Below are 17,225 nucleotides of genomic sequence, written 5' to 3' on the forward strand. Positions count from 1 at the left end.
GTCGCCGCCCGGCAGGCCTGCGAACAACAAGCCCGCCAGGCCCTCGGCGACCACACCTACCAGACCGCCTACCAGCACGGATACGACACCGGTCCCGACACCGGCATCGCCTACGCCCTCAATGACCCGCCGTCGCCCCGCCCCGACGCCTGACCAGTACTTTCAGGGCACCACAGGACTGGACAGGCTCTCGCCGCCATGCGCGTCCAGGGCTTCGAGTGTCGGCCCACCAACTACCGGTCCAACTCCTGGCAGGTCACTTGCCAAGGGCCCCGAGCTGTGGATGGGCTACTACGACCCCGAGTACCAGGAACCCAACGGGTTCTTCAGCCCCCAGCCGGAGCAGCGTTCCGGCGTCGGCTCCGTCCAGCGATGGCGCTGACTTCCCGGGACTCGGATTCCACGGCGTGCCGAGCGCGGCCGACCTTGACGAGATCGAGCGGGCCTTCGCCACTCACGGTTCTGCCGTGCAGATCGAGCTCGCGCAGCTCGCGGACCCGGAGATCGGCGCCATGGCGAACGCCCGGGGCTATCGACTCGTCTCGTTCGAGAACGTCCTTGGCCGGGCGCTCGCCGGACGGCCGGAACGAGTCGCCTCGCCCGGGATCGAGGTCCGGCACAGCGGCGAGGAGGAGTTCGAACGCTGGCTCGACGTCGTCGCAGCCGGTTTCGCGCAGCCCGATGCCCAAGGCGTGCCCACACACGAGGAGTTCTCCCGCGAGGTAATCGCCAACGCCGTGCGCGACCTCACCCTGGCAGCGGGCGTCACCCGCTACGTCGCCGTGCTCGACGGTGTGATCGCCAGCGGCGCGAGCATGCGCATGGCCGAGGGCGTCGCCCAGCTCACCGGCGCCGCGACCACACCCCCGCTCCGCCGCCGCGGCGTCCAGACCAGCCTCCTCGCGGTCCGCCTCAACCAGGCCGCGGCCGCTGGCTGCGACATCGCCGTCGTGACCACCCAGCCCGGATCCAAATCCCAGCAGAACGTGCAACGCCAGGGCTTCGACCTGCTCTACACCCGCGCCATCCTGACCAAGGCCCCCTGAGTGGCTACGACGTCTCCAACCGGGATCTGGGACCTGGCCCATATTTCGGGATGGACAGACTAGGACTCGTTTGCGGAGCAGTGGTAGTCCGGCTCGGCCGAACAACTGCCTCTTGATCATTTGATGTGGTTGCCGCGGCCCTCGACGGGGCCGAAGTTGAAGCGGCTGGTCACACCCTGGATGACGGGCGTCGGGATCACCCGGACCAGGATCCGTGTCTCCACGGCGATGGCGGTGCAGACCCGCGAACAGGGGGCCGGTACCTGGGCGGCCGCCCTCCGTACGGTTATCAGCTTGTAGACGCGGGTCCCCACCCGAATCGGGCGCACGCCACGTGGAGGCGGCGGGCCCGCCGGTTGGAGCCCGACCCGCAAACCGCGCCGATCGTGAAGTGGATCTTCGCGCAGCGGCTGGCTGGGCACTCCATGGCGCGTATCAACCGGGCGCTCAAAGACATGCACATTCCTTGCCCGTCAGCGGCCGATCCGCGGCGCAATGCCCATAGGCCCAATCAGGTGTGGACGTTGACCACGGTGCGGACGATTCTGGCCAATCCTCGCTACACCGGCCGGCAGGTGTGGAATCGTCAGCCTTCCGAGCATGATCTGATCGATCCGTCCAATACCGGGCTGGGGCACCGGCAGGTGCAGCGGTGGGGGCTGCCCGCCGGCTGGGTCATCTCCGCCCGTCCTGCGCCCCCGGCCCTGGGTGAGCGAAGCCGACTTCATCGCCGCGCAGGGCATCCAGACGCCGCGCGGCGCAGCTGTCAGGCTGGGCCGCTGTTACCTGCTGGCGGGGCTGCTGCGCTGCGGGATCTGCGGGCGGCGGATGGAATCGTGCTGGATCCACAACCTGGCGGCGTACCGGTGCCAGCACGGCCACAGCAGTGCCTCGCGCTCTGATCCGGACCGGCCCAAGAACCTCTACATCCGCGAGGACCACATCCTGCCCCACCTACCGGCCCTGCACATTCTCCTGACCGGACTGTCGGAGACCGTGCGGGACGGCGCGCCACCCGACTCCAAGGAGGTCATCGACCGCCTGCGCACCCGCAAGATCGCTCTCACCTAGGAGCCCGAGACCCGCACGCTGCGGACCGGACCCCCGAAGGAGGTGAAGATCACCATCAACCAGAAACGCTGACACCACAGCGCCTCGCGGCGTTGGACGCGCCGTTCCGGCACGCGGATTGCGGCCGGTGTGCTCACGGCATACAACGATGGTGGAAGGAAGCGATCAAGCAGCGAAAGGCCGACCCTCAGGTGCAGACCAGGCGCTGAGGGGCGCTCTGGAATGCCCGGAAATAGCCGCTCATATACAAACTGTGTGTCCGAGGGGTGATCACAACCATTTCCACATGCCGACCACCATCCCGATCGCCGACGTGCACCGCATCCCCGTGGGTGCATAGCATCCGCCCGCGCGGCGCGGCGCCAGCCCGGTCCATGCGCGACGTGACCGTGTGCGTACCAGACGCTGTTGTGAGCCCCCGGCCGGATGGACTGCTGCTCCAAACATGGGGTTTCCGCCCATCCCCGGCGTACCAGGCACCGGACGATGCCGACGTCTCGCTCACGGGGCGCGCTCGCGAACGTGGTGCTTCCCAGGTCGTCGGTGGACAAGTCCGACGCACTCTGAGGCGTGAAGCCGATTCCGGCGCGATCTTGGTTCGGTTGGGGTGGCCTAACGAGAAGACCCCGGCCGTCGGTCCCGGTCGGGGCCTTCCCTTCTGCTCTACTCCCTACGACTGCTGCCGTCCTTGCCGGCAAGCCAGGCGGTCAGTCCAAGGGCTGCAAGAAGCAGGATGCCGGTCCAGATCGGGCCGAGGCCGGCCAGGCCCAAGGACAGGACAAGGGCCATCCCAGCGAGACCTACGACGACTGCTCGCCCGATCTTGACGGTGGCCTTTCCCTCCATGATCGGTTGGACCAACCACGCTGCCGCCACCGACCACTACCGCACCCACCCCGACCATGGCCTCCAACTACTCGGTCTCATGATCTGAACACGCTCTTGCCCTAGGGGCGAGTGGTAGGTGCTGGACTCGCGCACCGCAGGCTGGCGGATGTCCGGTTGTCGCAGGGGGGAAGTCGGACCGCTGCCGCTGATCTTTCCCAGCCGAAGGGGGAAGAGTGTGTAACGTTAGGTATCCCGCAGGCGGCGGTAGACGGTGTCCAGGAGGTGATGGCGATGGTAGGGGCAACGCTGCTTGATCCGCATTACACGCGGCCTATTTACAGCAAGGCCGAGGCTTCCAGGATCATCGCCGTCCCGCAGACCACGTTTAAGAACTGGGCCGTCGGCTACACCTACAAGACCCTCAGCGGTGATGCCGTATCGGCCGCGCCCATCGTGACCACCGCGGAACCTGCTGGTCGGGCGAGCCCGAGCATCCCGTTCATAGGGCTGGCCGAGGCCTATATCGTCAGCGCCTTCACCAGAGCTGGCGTTCCCATGCAGCGCATTCGCCCCGCAGTCTTGTGGCTTCAGGAACACATCGGCCTGCATCAGGCGCTGGCCAGCGAGAGATTGAAGACTGACGGGGCTGAGGTCCTGTGGGACTTCGGGCAGCGCTCCGGCCACCCCTCCGACAGCGACATGATCGGCAACTTGGTGGTCATCCGCAGCGGCCAGGGTGTCTTTCGAAGCGTCGTCCAGGACTACCTTCAGCGCGTCAGCTACGAGGACGGCTGGATCCGGACCATCGAACTGCCCCAGTACCGCGACGTGGGTGTCAGCGTCGACCCATGGGTTAACGGCGGCCAGCCGACCATCGCCGATCATGGCATCGCAGTCACCGACATCGTCAGCAGACTCCGGGCTGGCGAACCACTCACGGACCTCGCCTACGACTACGACCTGCCATTGAACGCGGTCCGAGCCCTTGAGCAGGTCGCCTGAACATGCCGGAAGAAGCCACCACCCGACCAACTGATCTGTGCTTCTTCACCGACCGGGGCCTGGGCTCCCGGCTCCTGCCCAACGCCCTCCGCGAAGCGGGCTGGGTACTGGAGACGATGGACGAGCGGTACGGCAAAGCTCAGTCGCAGCGCATCAGCGATCGCCAGTGGATCGAGGAAGCCACCCTCAACGGTGATGTGATCCTCTGCAAGGACCTTCGTATCGCCACCAACGAGCTCGAAGCCCAGGCCGTCTACATGACCGGCGCACGAGTCTTCGGCCTCGCCAACCGCAGACTCACCGGTCCACAGATGATCGACACCTTTCTCACCCGCCGATCCGAGATCACTGAAGTCTCCCTTCGCGCCCAGGGCCCCTACGTCATGTCGGTCAGCCTTGAGCACGCTCTCAAACGCCTCAAACTCGCCTACCCTGCGGCGTCTTGATCTGTGGTCGGGTTGGTGATCTGCTCGTAGTGTATTCGAGGTGGAGCATCTTGCTGTAGGTGCTACGGGGAACCCCATCCGTGGCTGTCAGCCACCGTCGGACGGTCTGGTCAGTGAGGCCGGTCTGGGCTGCAAGTTCCGCTCGGGACGACGACTGAGATTCGAGGGCGGTCAGCAGCTGGGCGCGGCGGTCCGCGCGCAGCGGTGGCGGGTTCTTGTTCTGGTAAGGGACGTCAATTCTGAGGAACTTGCCCCCAGTTACGCCCCCACGAGCTGGAGCAGGTTCTCGAACGTGTCGACCACGTCGTAAGTGACGTTCTTAGCGCCTGCTTTCTCGTTGAGTGACCTGAAGAACTTCCGAGCGCACTCTATCTTTGCTTCCTCGATACCCTTGAGCTGGAGCGTGGACATCGTTCCCTTGGTCTCGGCGACGAAGTAGACGTGTTTGATCTTGCCATCACGGAAGGCGATCGCCCAGTCCGGGTTGTAGTCGCCGACCGGGGTCGGGATGAAAAATCCGCGCGGCAGCTTGGAGTAGACGACAACCTCGTCGCTGACGTCGAGCTTCTCGACGAACAACCGCTCGACCTTCGAGTCGGTGGCCACATACTCGTAGACGCTCTTCTTGAGCTTGTCGCCGGCCTTCGACAGGTCTTGCGCGGTCTGATTCTCGGTGAAGATCGAGGAGTCGAAGCGGCCATCGAGCGGGTTGTAGCTGAGGTGCTCGACGATCACTGTGGCCTTCTGCTCGTTGATGAGCCGAGCGGCCTCGGTGATGAACTGCTCGGGATTCTGCTGGAACTTCGTGAACGTGCCGGGGTTGATGCCCGTAAGGATTGCCGCGCAGGTCCGGCGGGTGAGCTGGGTCTTCTCCGCGATTTCGCCGAGCAGGTCGTACTTCACCGTGGAGCTCGCCGAGACGGCTGAGTGCTCGACCTTCGTCTCCGACACCTTGAACCCGGTTCCTGCTTCGAGCTGCTCGACTTCAAGTCCCACGACCTGCTTGCCGGCCTCGACGAGGTACTGCATGACTGTCACGTTGAGCGACTTGTCGAGCGTGTGGATGCAGTTCTTGATCAGCTCGGAGGAGTCGAACTCGACCTGGTAGACGGACTTGTGGTTGATGCGGCTCCACAGCTCTTGGAACTCGCGCTTCTTGAAGTTCGCCTCGTTGAGCGGGATCTTCTTAGGCTTGCGGCCGTCGGTCGGCTTGGGCACGTCGAGGTACAGCGCATCGACGAGCGGCCACACGAAGTCGATGACCGGCTTGAGGGCTTCGGCCATGGGTGCGGCGAGCGTTCCGTCGGCGCGGGCGTCCCTGTACGCCTGCGTCACCAGTCCATCGTCGTCGATGTAATCATTACGGATCAGGTGGTTGTAGAGCGCCTGCGCGAGCGACTTCTCCAGCACGCTGGTGGAGCCGTCGGCGAGCTTGATCTGCTTGCCGATGAAGTAGTCGACGGTCGCCTTGCGCGGGCGGGTCGACAGCGACTCGATGATCTCCTTCTGCAGGGCGGTGACGAAGTCGGTGTACGACTCGTCGGTGACGACGGTTAGTTCGTTGATGTCGTGCACGGTGACGGCGTTGTCCATCCGCTCACCGTGCTGGTCGACCGACAGGCGCAGGCCTCGGCCGATCTCCTGTCGCCGCGTGGTGGTGTTGTCGCTCTTCTTGAGCATGCCCATGACGAACACATTCGGGTTGTCCCAGCCCTCGCGCAGAGCCGAGTGAGACCAGATGAATCGCACCGGCTCCTCGAACGACAGAAGCCGCTCCTTGTCCTTGAGGATCAGGTCGTAGGCATCGACGTCGTCCGACTGGCCTGCGAAGTCGCCACGCGCGGCGATCCTGCCGTCGATGGAGCGGCCGGTCTTCTTGTCGATCGAGAAGTAGCCCTCGTGCGTCGACCGCACCGGGATCGCCTCGACATGCGCGCGGTACCGCTCGGCGGCCTCGTCAAGGTCGAGCTGGCCCAGGTAGTCAGTGAGCACCGCCTCGTACTCCTCCTCGAACACCCGGGCGTACTCGCCCAGCGTGTCCTCGCGGTCGTAGTCTCGGTATTTGGCGACCTCGTCGATGAAGAACAGCGACAGCACCTTGATGCCTTGCGCGAACAGCTCGCGCTCTTTATCAAAGTGGGCGCGGATGACTTCCCGGATCTGGATGCGGCGCTTCGCGTCGTCGGTCACATCCTGGGTGACCTCGCCGGCGCCGATGATGTCGCCGTTGCTCAGCTCGACGATGTCACGGGGCGCATCGACATCCCGGATGAACAGGCCCCTGTACGCCTCGATGCCGCCGGAGATGTCGTGCAGGTTCATGCCTTGGCTCAGCCGCTTCACCTGCCGCCTGATGCCCTGGGCGGTCTGCACCTCCAGTTCGACCCGAGCCTTCGGGAAGTCTGTACCTTTGCCGACCTCCAACCCGTCCACATACAGGTAGGCGGTGCTGCCGGCCAGGTGCTTGACCGTGATGCCGCGCACCGCGATCTTCTTCACCAGCTTCTGGTTGTACGCATCCACCGCGTCCAGGCGGTGCACCTTGGTGCGCTCGATCTTGTGGGTCGCCGAGTAGCGCAAAGCGAACAGCGCCTTGAACAACCCGAGCGCCTCCAGCGATTTCGACGGCTTCTTCCCATCGCCCTCGATCTTCTGCGGCTCATCGATGATCAGAATCGGACGGTTCGCCGCGATCACGTCGATCGGCCTTCGCGACTGGAAGTCGTCGAGCACCTCGTAGATGCGGCGGGCGTCCTTGCCGGTGGCGTTGAACGCCTGGATGTTGATGATCATCACCTGCACGCCCGAGTCGGAGGAGAATCGCTCCAGTTCGTGCAGCCGCGAGGAGTTGTAGACGAACGTGCGAGGCTTGGTGCCGTAGAGCTGCTGGAAGTGCTCGGCAGTGATGTCGAAAGACTTCTTCACGCCCTCGCGGATCGCGATCGACGGCACCACCACGATGTACTTCGACCACCCGTACCGCTTGTGCAGCTCCATGATCGTCTTGATGTAAACGTAGGTCTTGCCCGTGCCGGTTTCCATCTCGACGTCGAGATTGATCGGGGCCGCTGACTTCTTGACGGGGTCCTTGAGGTCCTTCGACTGCTCCAGCCCGCGTGACCGTTGCACCCGGTGCACGTTCGCCAGTAGCTGTGGGGGCGTCAGAGCGAGCTCCGCGTTGCGCAGACCGGCGTCCTGCTGCAAGGTCTGCGCAGCGTCCTTGCCGGGGTCGATGCGGTACTTCACGCCGTCGGCGTACGGCTGCCCGGTGAACACGTCGACAACGGCATCGACGGCCTCGGTCTGGTACTGCTGGACCTTGAACTGGAGCTTCATCGGGTCAGATCGCCCTTACCTCTGTTTCGGGTGACACCTCGCGGAAGACCTGCTCGGCGTTGATGCGTGCGGCGTCGCTCGCGAAGCCCGCATCCAGGAACACAGCGCGGAGTGGGTGGCGATCCGCGATGGCGCGGACCACCGCACCGCTTACGTCGTCGGCGAAGCAAGCGATCAGATCGCCGTCACCAACCGTCAGTACAGCTATGCCAGCGATCTCCTCCGCTTGGATTGGCTCCGAGAGGTCCAGGCCCCAATCGAGTAGTACCTGGAACAGAAGGTCTTCATCTGTACGATCCGGCTTCACGCTGTCGACGACCTCCGACAGCGTGAACTGGACCAGCTCGTTGGTCGTGGCGAGTGTGTCAGCCATGCTTGTGGTGTCTACCTTGAGCGCTCGGAATCCGACATCCAACGTGTCGCCCATGAGACCCGCTTCCGCGCGAAGCTTCGCCCCAGCACGGCGGAGCCTCTCGCGGGCAATCTGAGCGATCGTCTCGTACCCCTCGCGCTGGGCGACCGAGTCAGCAGCAACGGGTTCGTCAAGTTGCGCAAGCACGAACCGTCGTCGTCCGCCGTCAACTCGATTCAGTTCCATAACAGCGTGGCCGGTCGATCCCGAGCCGCCGAAGAAGTCAAGTATGACGGCGCCAGGGTTCGCACCGGTTACGGCGTTGATCCACTTTCCTAGAATTCGCGTGTCTTTGGGATTGTCAAAGACGTCTGCGGCCATGAGGCCCGCGACGGCAGATGTGGCGCTGGCACGCTCGTGGACAATCAAGGATCGAATGGCTTGGTTTTCCTGCTCGTCGAGGAACATCTTGCGGCGTGGTGTAGTCGACTCGTCCGGGCCAAAGATGATCCGACCGTCCGCAAGCATCTGCTCCATAGTCTCCTTGGAATACCTCCATCCATTCGGATGCATCGGCACGGTCTTGCCGGTGACAGGGTGAGTCAGGTCGTACTGAAGGTTGGCACGAGGGTTCGGGCTAGCGAGCGGCCCGCGAAGGAACGCCCTGCCGTTGTCATCGATCTCGGTGTACGACTGCAATCCCTTCTCGGTGTCCGGCTTCGTCCGCCACCATTCGCGGAGCAGGGCTGTCGCCTGTGCTGCATCGTTGCCGGACTTGGTCCAAGCGTCACGGGCCGCTGCGACCGCCAGGTCGTACCCGCTCTTAGGCTCCTTCCAGCGGACATCGTCGGCGATCAAGCGATTGCGGTTGCGGGCGTAGATGAGCATGTAGTCCAGACCGCCGGCCGAGAAACGCGCGTCGTTCTTCGCCCGTCCTTGCCACACTACGTTCGAGAGGAAGTTCTGAGCGCCGAATATTTGGTCAAGAACTTGTTTCAGTCCGGAGTGTTCGCCATCGTCGATGGCGGCGATGAGGACGCCCGAGTCGCTGAGGAGATTGCGGGCGAGCTTTAGCCGCGGATACATCATGCTGAGCCAGTCGGAGTGAAAGCGACCATTGGCCTCAGTGTTCGAGACTAGGTGGCCACCTGTCGCATCATGTTGGCCTGAGCGTGCGAGGTACTCACTCGTTGTCTCGACGAAGTCGTCGTCGTATACCCAGTCGGCACCGGAATTGTAAGGCGGGTCGATATATACGACATCAACCTCTCCGAGCAGGGATTCCTGGAGCAGCTTTAGTACCTCCAGGTTGTCGCCCTCGATGAAGAGGTTCTTCGTCGTGTCGAAGTCGACCGACTCATTGCGCAATGGGCGTAGAGTCTTCGCGATCGGCGCGTTGGCGGCGAAGGCGGCGGCGCGCTTGCCAGGCCAGTCGAGCTGGTAGCGCTCCTGCGGCCCTTCGATGATGTGGTCGGAGAGTTCCTGGCGCAGCAGATCGAAGTCGATGGCGCGCACCGGCTTGCCATCGGAGTCGAGAGTCTCGGTAACGACCGTGGGGAACAGCTCGGCGATGACGTCGAAGTTGCGCTGGGTGAGGTCTGGCGAGTGCATCTTGAGCTTCTCCACGGTCATTCCTTGTTGTTCGGGGTGAGGTTGATCAGCTCGGTGAGCACTGCGGTGCGTTCCTTGATCTGCTTGCGGAGTTCGATCTTGCGGTTGAGTTGTGGTTCGGTGCGCAGCTTCTTGTTCAGTGCGGCGATCTCACGTTCGAGCTTGCGGGCGCGGCCCAGTCTTTCAGTTGCCTGCGTCACCGTCTCGCCGACTCGCATCGTTACTGGTAGTAGCGATGCGAGTATCGTCTCGTACAGGCTCGGCAGATCGAGCGCCGTGGGTAGAGGCCGGCGGGGCGCGTCAGGGGGTTGCCAGTCGGTAGTAAAGTACGGTCCGATCTTTGGCACTTTGGCGTCGAGTGTCTTCTGGGCCGCGACCATGCGCAGACGGTCATTGCTGGCGACTTCGAAGATGATCGGGAAGTGCACAGACCTGTCGATGGCGGTCAGCACGTCGCGGGAGACATCCTCGCCCTTGGTCTCGAGGGTGAAGATCTGGAGCTCGGGCACCGCGGTCGTGCCGCGCAGGCGGATGGTGTCGTCGGCGAGTTTGTAGGCCCAGGTGATGCGCTGAATGTCGCCGACAAATTTCTCGCGCAACGCGGTGCGGACGTTGCCATGCTCGTAGAACTTTGTCTTCGGGACGGTGCGGCCGAACGCGGCGTTCGCGGGCCAGCGGTAGAGGACTGGGATCGTTTCGGCGGTTTCGACCGTTAGTGAGGCGTCAATCATTGGTGGGCTCCTCGACGATGGCGAGGAAGGCGATCAGCTCGAAGTCATCGAGCCCGGCGATGGTCTGCGCGAGCGCAGTCGTGTGGCCGGGACTGAACAGGCTGTCGACGTCGCGCTCGTCGGTGAGGTCGATCATCGAGCGGATCGCATCGGTGAGCAGGCGACTATACGTGCCCATTTCGGCCCCGTCGCGAGTGGCGGCGTTGAAAACGCGGCACACCTTCCATGCGGGCTCGTCACGGTTCCGGCATCCGGCGCGGATCAGGTCGAGCAGGTGCTTGACCTCGGTGTGATCGGCGATCACCTGTCCGTCGTCGTCGAGGTAGACGAGGTAGTGCGGGTGCAGCCTGTTGCCACGGTTGAGATGCTGGTCGGCGTTGATGTTGCGCAGCACGAAGATCGCGCCTGGCTTGAGCCCCTTTTCGGGCTGGGCGGGAACAACCGCGTGCAGTCCCTTCGGGGTACCGGTCAGGTCGCCGTACTCCTTGAGGTAGCCGAGCAGGTCCATGCGGAAGTCGTTCAGGCCGAGGTCGGTGATCGACACGCCGGTGCGAACGTCTTCGAGCTCGATCACTTCGTCCTGAAGCTTGCGGAGCTGCTCCTTGCGGAATGCGGCATCGCTGGCCCCCGGGTCGAGAATGTTGTCGTCGCCTGTTCCGCCGAGGTTGGCGGCGACCATGCGGTTCTCGACGCGCTCCTTGAGGTTGATGTATTCGTCCAGCGAGATGTCTGGCCAGAAATTCACAAGCTGGATGCGCTCGTTGGTCGAGCCGATACGATCGATTCGGCCGAATCGCTGGATGATCCGCACGGGGTTCCAGTGGATGTCGTAGTTGACCAGGAAGTCGCAGTCCTGGAGGTTCTGGCCCTCACTGATGCAGTCGGTGCCGACTAGTAGGTCGATCTCCGAGGTCTCCTGCGGCATCACCAGGTGGCGCTGCTTCGACTGCGGGGAAAACAGGGTGAGGGTCTGCTGGAAGCTGTATCCCTTGCCGACCGTCGTGGACGGGTTGCCCTGGCCGGTGACGAGGGCGCTGTGGTAGCCGTGCTGCTTCAGCGCTGGGGCGAGGTTCTTGTAGAGGTATTCGGCCGTGTCGGCGAACGCGGAAAAGATCAGAACCTTGCGGTTGCCGGGGTTCAGTGGCTGCTGGAATTTGGCGTCGAGCCGCTCGAGTAGCGCGCGAAGCTTGGAATCGTGCTGGGGGGTGATGCCGCTGACCGAGCGCAGCAGGTTCTGGATCACCGTGCCGTCGTGGGCGAGGTCGCGGCTCCACGACTCGACATCCATGTCGGCCAGGTCGATCTGTACCTTCCGGCCAACCGTGCCGCTGGTGGGGAACTCGAAGTCGTCATCGTTGGTGTCCATGTCGGTGAACGTGGAGACGATGTCGGCGAGGTTCGCGACGTGGTTGTCTACAGCTTCGATGGCGTCGGCGACCGCGTGCTCCAACCGGTTGAGGGTCAGGCGGAACGCCTCGATGCTGCTCTCCAGCCGCTTGAGCAGATTCACCGTCATAAGCTTGCGGATGCCCTGCTCGCGGTTCGCTGCGCTAAGGTTCGCGTTTTCACCACCCATGTAGTTCTGGCCGGCACCTGCGCCGTAGATCCGCTCGTACTTGTCACGGCGGCTTTCGAACACGTACGCCAACGGAGTGTAGACCGCCAGGGTCAGGAGCTGGAGCTGTTCGAAGATCTCATTGAATGTCGGGGCGCCTGCCAGGTCAGTCAGTGGCGGCCGCAGGGAATCCGGTTTCATCCGCGCCGGGAACGCGCCAATGTCGGCGGTGTCATAGAACGCCTGGATGTGCTTGCGCGAGCGGGCGATGGTCACGGCGTCCAGCAACTCGAAGAAGTCGAAGTCCAGCCGGGCGAGGATGGCGTCAGTTGTGCGCAGCTCAGGCGGTAGGTCGGCCCACTCATTGAAGACGCGCTGGGCTTGCCGGAACACCTCCTCGATCGACTGGATGTTGAGTTTCGTGGCGAGCTGGGTTGAATCCCCCTCGTAGGCGAGGGCCAGCTGATTGCGCAGATCGTTGAAGCGGTTGTTGACCGGGGTCGCGGAGAGCATCAACACCTTTGTCTTCACGCCCGCACGGATGACCTTGCGCATCAGCCGCTGATAGCGGGTCTCCCGCTGGGCGATGATGTCGGCATTGCGGAAGTTGTGAGACTCGTCGATCACGACCAGGTCGTAGTTGCCCCAGTTGATCAGGTCCAGCCGCTTGCCCAGGGACTCGCCGCCGTCGCGCGAAAGGTCGGTGTGGGCGAGGACGTCGTAGTTGAAGCGGTCTTTTGCGAAGATATTCGTTGTGTAGTTCGAGTTGTAGTTCGTCCAGTTTTCAGTCAGCTTCTTCGGCGCCAGCACGAGTACGGTCTTGTTGCGCAGCTCGTAATACTTGATCACCGCCAGCGCTGTGAAGGTCTTCCCGAGTCCCACACTGTCGGCGAGGATACAACCGTTGTAGGTCTCCAACTTGTTGATCACGCCGGTCGCAGCGTCCTTCTGGAAGTTGTAGAGCGCCTTCCAAACCTCGGTGCCCTGGTATCCGGTGCGGTCGTTCGGCAGCACGTCCTCGCTGATGTCTGCGAGGAACTCGTTGAAGAGGTTGTAGAGGATCAGAAAGTACACCCTCTGCGGGGAGTTCTCGGCATATACGCTCGCGATGTGTTCCCGGACCGCCTCGGTCACGTCGTCGAGTTGGTCTGGGTTGTGCCAGATCTGGTCGAAGAGCTGCATGTATTGGCGCGTCGCCAGCTTGTCGTCGATCTTGTGCACTATGTTCGACACCGCGGGGCCGCGCTCATACCCGAGGTCGGCGGTCGTGAAGCCGTGGAGGGGTGCGTAGGCGGCGGTGTCATCGACCACAGCGAACGACTGCATTGGCGCGCCTGTGTGGTTCGAGCGGAACGTGACCTTCTGCCGAACCCACTCAGCGCATTCACGTGCGATGGCCCGTTGGGTCAGCTTGTTGCGCAGCCGAATCTCGAACTCTGTTCCGTACAGTGCGGCATCACGGCTCCTGTCGTTCGGGATAAAGAACTGCCGTTTCTCCTGCGCGGGTTTGTCCGTGGCCTTCGTCGTTGTGAAAGATGGCGCGGTGAAGATGAACTCAAGCTCCTTGATCGACTGAAGTTCACGACTCAGCGCTTCGAATGCGAAGATCGAGAACGTGCTCGCCGCGATACGCAGCTTGGAGCCAGGGACGATCGAAGCCTTTAGATCGTCGCCGAAGAACTCATTGAGGTTGTCGATTATGCGCACTCAGGCGTCACCGTCTTTCGGTCTGAAACGAGCTGACGCTCCGCCTCTACGTATCCGGTTGTCGACAACCTCGCTGATCTTGAACTTCGCGACGTTGAAGAGGGGTCGGGCCCGTGGCCGCTTGTCGCGACTGGTCGTGTAGTGGATCTTCGAGCCGCTCGCCTCGAACACGAAGGGGAACCAGCCTTCCACCGTCGACGCCCTAGGCCGAACCTCAGGCGGGAAGTGGCAAGCACACATGGCCGCTGGCCGTTCCACTCGGGCAATGTCGTACCAATCGGCCTGAGGTAGTCTGCCACCTAGCCATCGCCCCCAGCATCGTTGTTGAGCGTCAAGAACCTCTTCGATTATGGGTGCGACAACCCCAATCGCCCAACTGGTCACTCCGGCACAGGCCAGGGCGCTCCGCCTCGCCAACGCTGGCGACGAGGCGAAACAAGCCGGACATCATCGGAAACTATCGGCCGTCCGCCCGCCGTCCTCGGCGGAAGCGGGGCCAAGTCTCGTGTGCCACGGTCAGCGCCACCTCACCCACTGCCAGCCTCCAAGGCGCGGGGCCGCGGGCGAATCCGGTCCCACATTGAGCCCTTTCCACCTTGATCGTGCTGGTCACGGGGTGGTTGCGGTAGGAGGATCTGGTCGGTGACGCGGCGAGGCTCCTGGTAGATGCGAAGTCGACCAAAACAACCGCCCTGCCAGGAGCCTCTGGTGTTGTTCTACCGTGCTGCGCTGGATCTGTCGCCTGCTACCCGTGCCTTCGTGGCCGAGCTGATCGAGGATGATGTGTCCCGGCTTTTGTGGGGTCGCGTTACTGTGATCCTCGTGTCTTCGATCATGAGGGGAGAGGCAGGATGTCCGGAGGTTATCCCCCTGAGTTCCGGCGCAAGGTGCTGGATCTGGTCCAGGCCGGCCGCCCGTGAGGCGGGTTGCTGCGGACTTGCAGATGCCCAGCCAGACCATCTACGTCTGGCTGCGCCAAGATCGCATCGACTCTGGGTTGGAGCCGGGGATGACCTCGACCGACCACGCCGAGCTGGTCGCCGCCCGGCGCCGGATCGCCCAACTGGAGACCGAGCTGGCCGTCACCCGTAGGGCGGTCGAGCTGGTGAAGCGGGCGGTGCCCCCAAAAGGCCATCGCGGTGATGGCCGGCGAGGGGCTGCCCATCAAGGTCTGCTGCCGCGTCCTGGGCGTCTCTGAATCCGGGTTCCATATGTGGCGCAAGCGGCCGCCGTCGATGAGAGCGATCCGGCACGCCTGGCTGACCGAACAGATCCGCCGGGTGCACACCGAGTCCCGCGGCACCTACGGCGGCCAGCGCGTGCACGCCGAACTCACCCTCGGCCTGGGCATCCAGGTCGGACACGGCGCGGTCGAGATGCTGATGCGCCGCGCCGGCCTTCCTGGTCTACCCGGCGCCCGGCGGCGCCGCCTGGTCCTTCAGACCCCGACCGCGGCCGACCTGGTCGACCGCCAGTTCACCCGCAACGGAACCGACCAGTTGTGGGTTACCGACATCACCGAACACCCCACTGGTGAGGGCAAGGTCTGCTGCGTGGCGCTGGACGCCTTCTCCCGCAAAGTAGTCGGCTGGTCCATCGATTCGGCACAGACCGCCACGCTGGTCACCAACGCACTCGGTATGGCCATCCAGAACCGCCAACCCCCGGCCCGGCACCTTGATCCACTCCGATCACGGAGTGCTGGGCGGACTCAACCGGTGGACGCAACACCGGCCTGTTGGAGCGATAGTAGGTGATCATCGAGGGCCTCGGCAGGCGTCTTCCAGCCGAGGGTCTTACGAGGTCGGGCGTTGAGAGCCGCCGCGACTGCCGCGATGTCGTCGGCGCTCCAGCGGGACAAGTCAGTGCCCTTGGGGAAGTACTGGCGGAGTAGGCCGTTGGTGTTTTCGTTGGTGCCGCGTTGCCACGGGCTGTGCGGGTCGGCGAAGAAGACCGGGATGCCCGTCTCGATCGTGAACTGGGCATGCGCTGATAGTTCCTTGCCCCGGTCCCAGGTCAGTGACCGGCGCAGCTGCTCGGGTAGGGCACCGATGGTGGCGGCGAGGGCGTTCTTCATCGTCTGGGCGCCGTAGCCGGCCAGCGGCGGCCCGTTCTTGGTCCGCGGGATAACGCCGAATCCCTCCTGGCGAGGCAGGTGGACCAGCATCGTGAAGCGGGTCGTGCGCTCAACCAACGTGCCGATCGCCGACCGCTCCAACCCGATCACCAGGTCACCCTCCCAGTGCCCGGGGACGGCGCGGTCATCGGCCTCGGCCGGCCGTTCGCTGATCATCACCTCAGGTGTGACGTGCGCCCACGCCTTGCGCTTGGAGCGGGCTCGGGGAGCCCGCAGCGCGCGACCAGTGCGCAGGCAGGCGACAAGCTCGCGCTTGAGCGCGCCCCGGGCCTGGACGTAGAGGGCCTGGTAGATCGCCTCGTGGCTGATCCTCATGGACTCATCATCGGGGAAGTCGGCCTTGAGCCGGTTGGCTATCTGCTCCGGGCTCCAGGCGGTCGCCCACCGGCGGTCTCCTCGGCGCGGCTTGTTCCGCCCCTTCCACGGCCCAGCCTCTGGTCCCAGTACCGCTCCTTGCGGCCCGTGGATCTGACCGGACAGCCGTTCCTGCACGTACTGGCGCAGCCGCTCGTTCACCGCGAGCTTCGCCGGCTTGGGACGCTGGGCCACCAGATCGGCCTTCCACTGCGCGACCGACGCGCGATAGTCCAGCCGGCCGCCGCGGGTCGCGGCGTTGCGCCGAAGCTCCCGAGAGATCGTCGAGGGGTGGCGGCCAAGCCGCCGGGCGATCTCCCGAACCCCAACGTCCTGCGCCTTCCAGATCGCGATCTCCTCCCGCTCCTGGAAGGACAGGTACCGCCCGCAGAGCGGGGCAAGATCCATCGGTGACATGCCGCCACCATGCCGGAACCACCGGCCACCCACAGCCTGCGACACCCCGACCGCAGCCGCCGCCTCCTCCGCAAGAAGCCCCTTCGCGATCTCCCGCCAGAACACCCGCTCGATCTCCCGCCGATGCGCCGGCGCACCCGGCGACTTCATCGGTGACCGCCCCGTCAAAGCCTGCATCCACCCAGCTGGACGACCCATCAACACCTCCGAAATCGAGGTGTTGCGACGACCAATTGAATCCGCCCAGTTCACCTCCTGGGTCTTCACCCAGCGCGCCAAGGCGTCCGGTTTGGTGGCCTCGATGGGCTCCATCGGCGACTGCTTCGATAACGCGGTCATCGAGTCGTTCCGGGGCCGAATACAGGTCAAACTGCTCAACCGGCAACGCCGGCGCACCCGCATCGAGCTGGCCAACGCGATCTTCGAATACCTGGAAATCTTCCACAACCGCCGACGCCGCCACAGTTCGCTCAAGATGCTCAGCCCCATCGAGTACGAAAGACTCCACGCAGCCCAACAACTGGCATGAGATTCCGGTATCCCGACACCACAAAACTCGGGGCACATCACCGGACTTCACCAAACCCGGTACGGCTCACACCGTCATCAGGGTCTTCACCAGCCCCGGGGAG

Annotated in this window: 10 protein-coding genes and 2 pseudogenes; 7 read left to right on the plus strand and 5 right to left on the minus strand. The window is 63.9% G+C overall.

The features are described from left to right. Positions 1-467 precede the first annotated feature (467 nt). From FXF65_RS43240 to FXF65_RS43255, 5 genes and pseudogenes are all read left to right on the plus strand, one after another. Positions 468-1,046: a GNAT family N-acetyltransferase gene (locus FXF65_RS43240; protein WP_187412838.1), complete on the plus strand. Its 579-nt coding sequence runs from the start codon at positions 468-470 to the stop codon at positions 1,044-1,046. A gap of 356 nt (positions 1,047-1,402) precedes the next feature. Next, positions 1,403-1,627, plus strand: a pseudogene (locus FXF65_RS46390) (recombinase family protein); the annotation flags it as partial. Between the two features lie 127 nt (positions 1,628-1,754). Then, positions 1,755-2,117, plus strand: a complete 363-nt coding sequence (locus tag FXF65_RS45735; protein ID WP_246199514.1) for a recombinase zinc ribbon domain-containing protein — start codon at positions 1,755-1,757, stop codon at positions 2,115-2,117. Positions 2,118-3,230: 1,113 nt separating this feature from the next. Next, a complete protein-coding gene (locus FXF65_RS43250; protein ID WP_148356310.1) occupies positions 3,231-3,947 on the plus strand; it encodes a DUF433 domain-containing protein in 717 nt (238 codons plus the stop codon). 2 nt (positions 3,948-3,949) lie between these two features. Then, the gene (locus tag FXF65_RS43255; protein WP_148356311.1) at positions 3,950-4,393 is read left to right on the plus strand and encodes a PIN-like domain-containing protein; all 444 of its coding nucleotides are present in this window, start codon (positions 3,950-3,952) and stop codon (positions 4,391-4,393) included. A gap of 258 nt (positions 4,394-4,651) precedes the next feature. On the opposite strand, the gene FXF65_RS43260 is transcribed toward FXF65_RS43255, so the two are convergent. From FXF65_RS43260 to FXF65_RS43275, 4 genes are read right to left on the minus strand one after another with little or no spacing between them, the layout of a single operon-like run. After that, entirely contained in the window at positions 4,652-7,729 is a 3,078-nt protein-coding gene (locus FXF65_RS43260; RefSeq protein ID WP_148356312.1) for a type III restriction-modification system endonuclease, read from the minus strand. Positions 7,730-7,733: 4 nt separating this feature from the next. Beyond that, positions 7,734-9,707, minus strand: a complete 1,974-nt coding sequence (locus tag FXF65_RS43265; RefSeq protein WP_148356313.1) for a site-specific DNA-methyltransferase — start codon at positions 9,705-9,707, stop codon at positions 7,734-7,736. 2 nt (positions 9,708-9,709) lie between these two features. Next, the gene (locus FXF65_RS43270; RefSeq protein WP_148356314.1) at positions 9,710-10,423 is read right to left on the minus strand and encodes a DUF4391 domain-containing protein; all 714 of its coding nucleotides are present in this window, start codon (positions 10,421-10,423) and stop codon (positions 9,710-9,712) included. Continuing rightward, positions 10,416-13,685: a helicase-related protein gene (locus tag FXF65_RS43275; protein WP_148356315.1), complete on the minus strand. Its 3,270-nt coding sequence runs from the start codon at positions 13,683-13,685 to the stop codon at positions 10,416-10,418. The genes FXF65_RS43270 and FXF65_RS43275 overlap by 8 nt, the downstream gene beginning before the upstream one ends. 1,142 nt (positions 13,686-14,827) lie before the next feature. Here FXF65_RS43275 and FXF65_RS43285 point away from each other — a divergent pair. Continuing rightward, positions 14,828-15,442, plus strand: coding sequence for a DDE-type integrase/transposase/recombinase (locus FXF65_RS43285; protein ID WP_148356317.1), 615 nt, complete (start codon positions 14,828-14,830; stop codon positions 15,440-15,442). Here the strand turns inward: FXF65_RS43285 and FXF65_RS43290 are convergent. Further along, positions 15,397-16,770, minus strand: a complete 1,374-nt coding sequence (locus tag FXF65_RS43290; RefSeq protein WP_222869071.1) for an IS30 family transposase — start codon at positions 16,768-16,770, stop codon at positions 15,397-15,399. The two genes, FXF65_RS43285 and FXF65_RS43290, sit on opposite strands and share 46 nt — an antisense overlap. Positions 16,771-16,837: 67 nt before the next feature. Here FXF65_RS43290 and FXF65_RS43295 point away from each other — a divergent pair. Next, positions 16,838-17,122: pseudogene (locus FXF65_RS43295) on the plus strand (integrase core domain-containing protein); the annotation flags it as partial. Positions 17,123-17,225: the final 103 nt, after the last annotated feature.

It is taken from the genome of Actinomadura syzygii, from assembly GCF_008085905.1.
Taxonomy (GTDB): Bacteria; Actinomycetota; Actinomycetes; order Streptosporangiales; family Streptosporangiaceae; genus Spirillospora; species Spirillospora syzygii.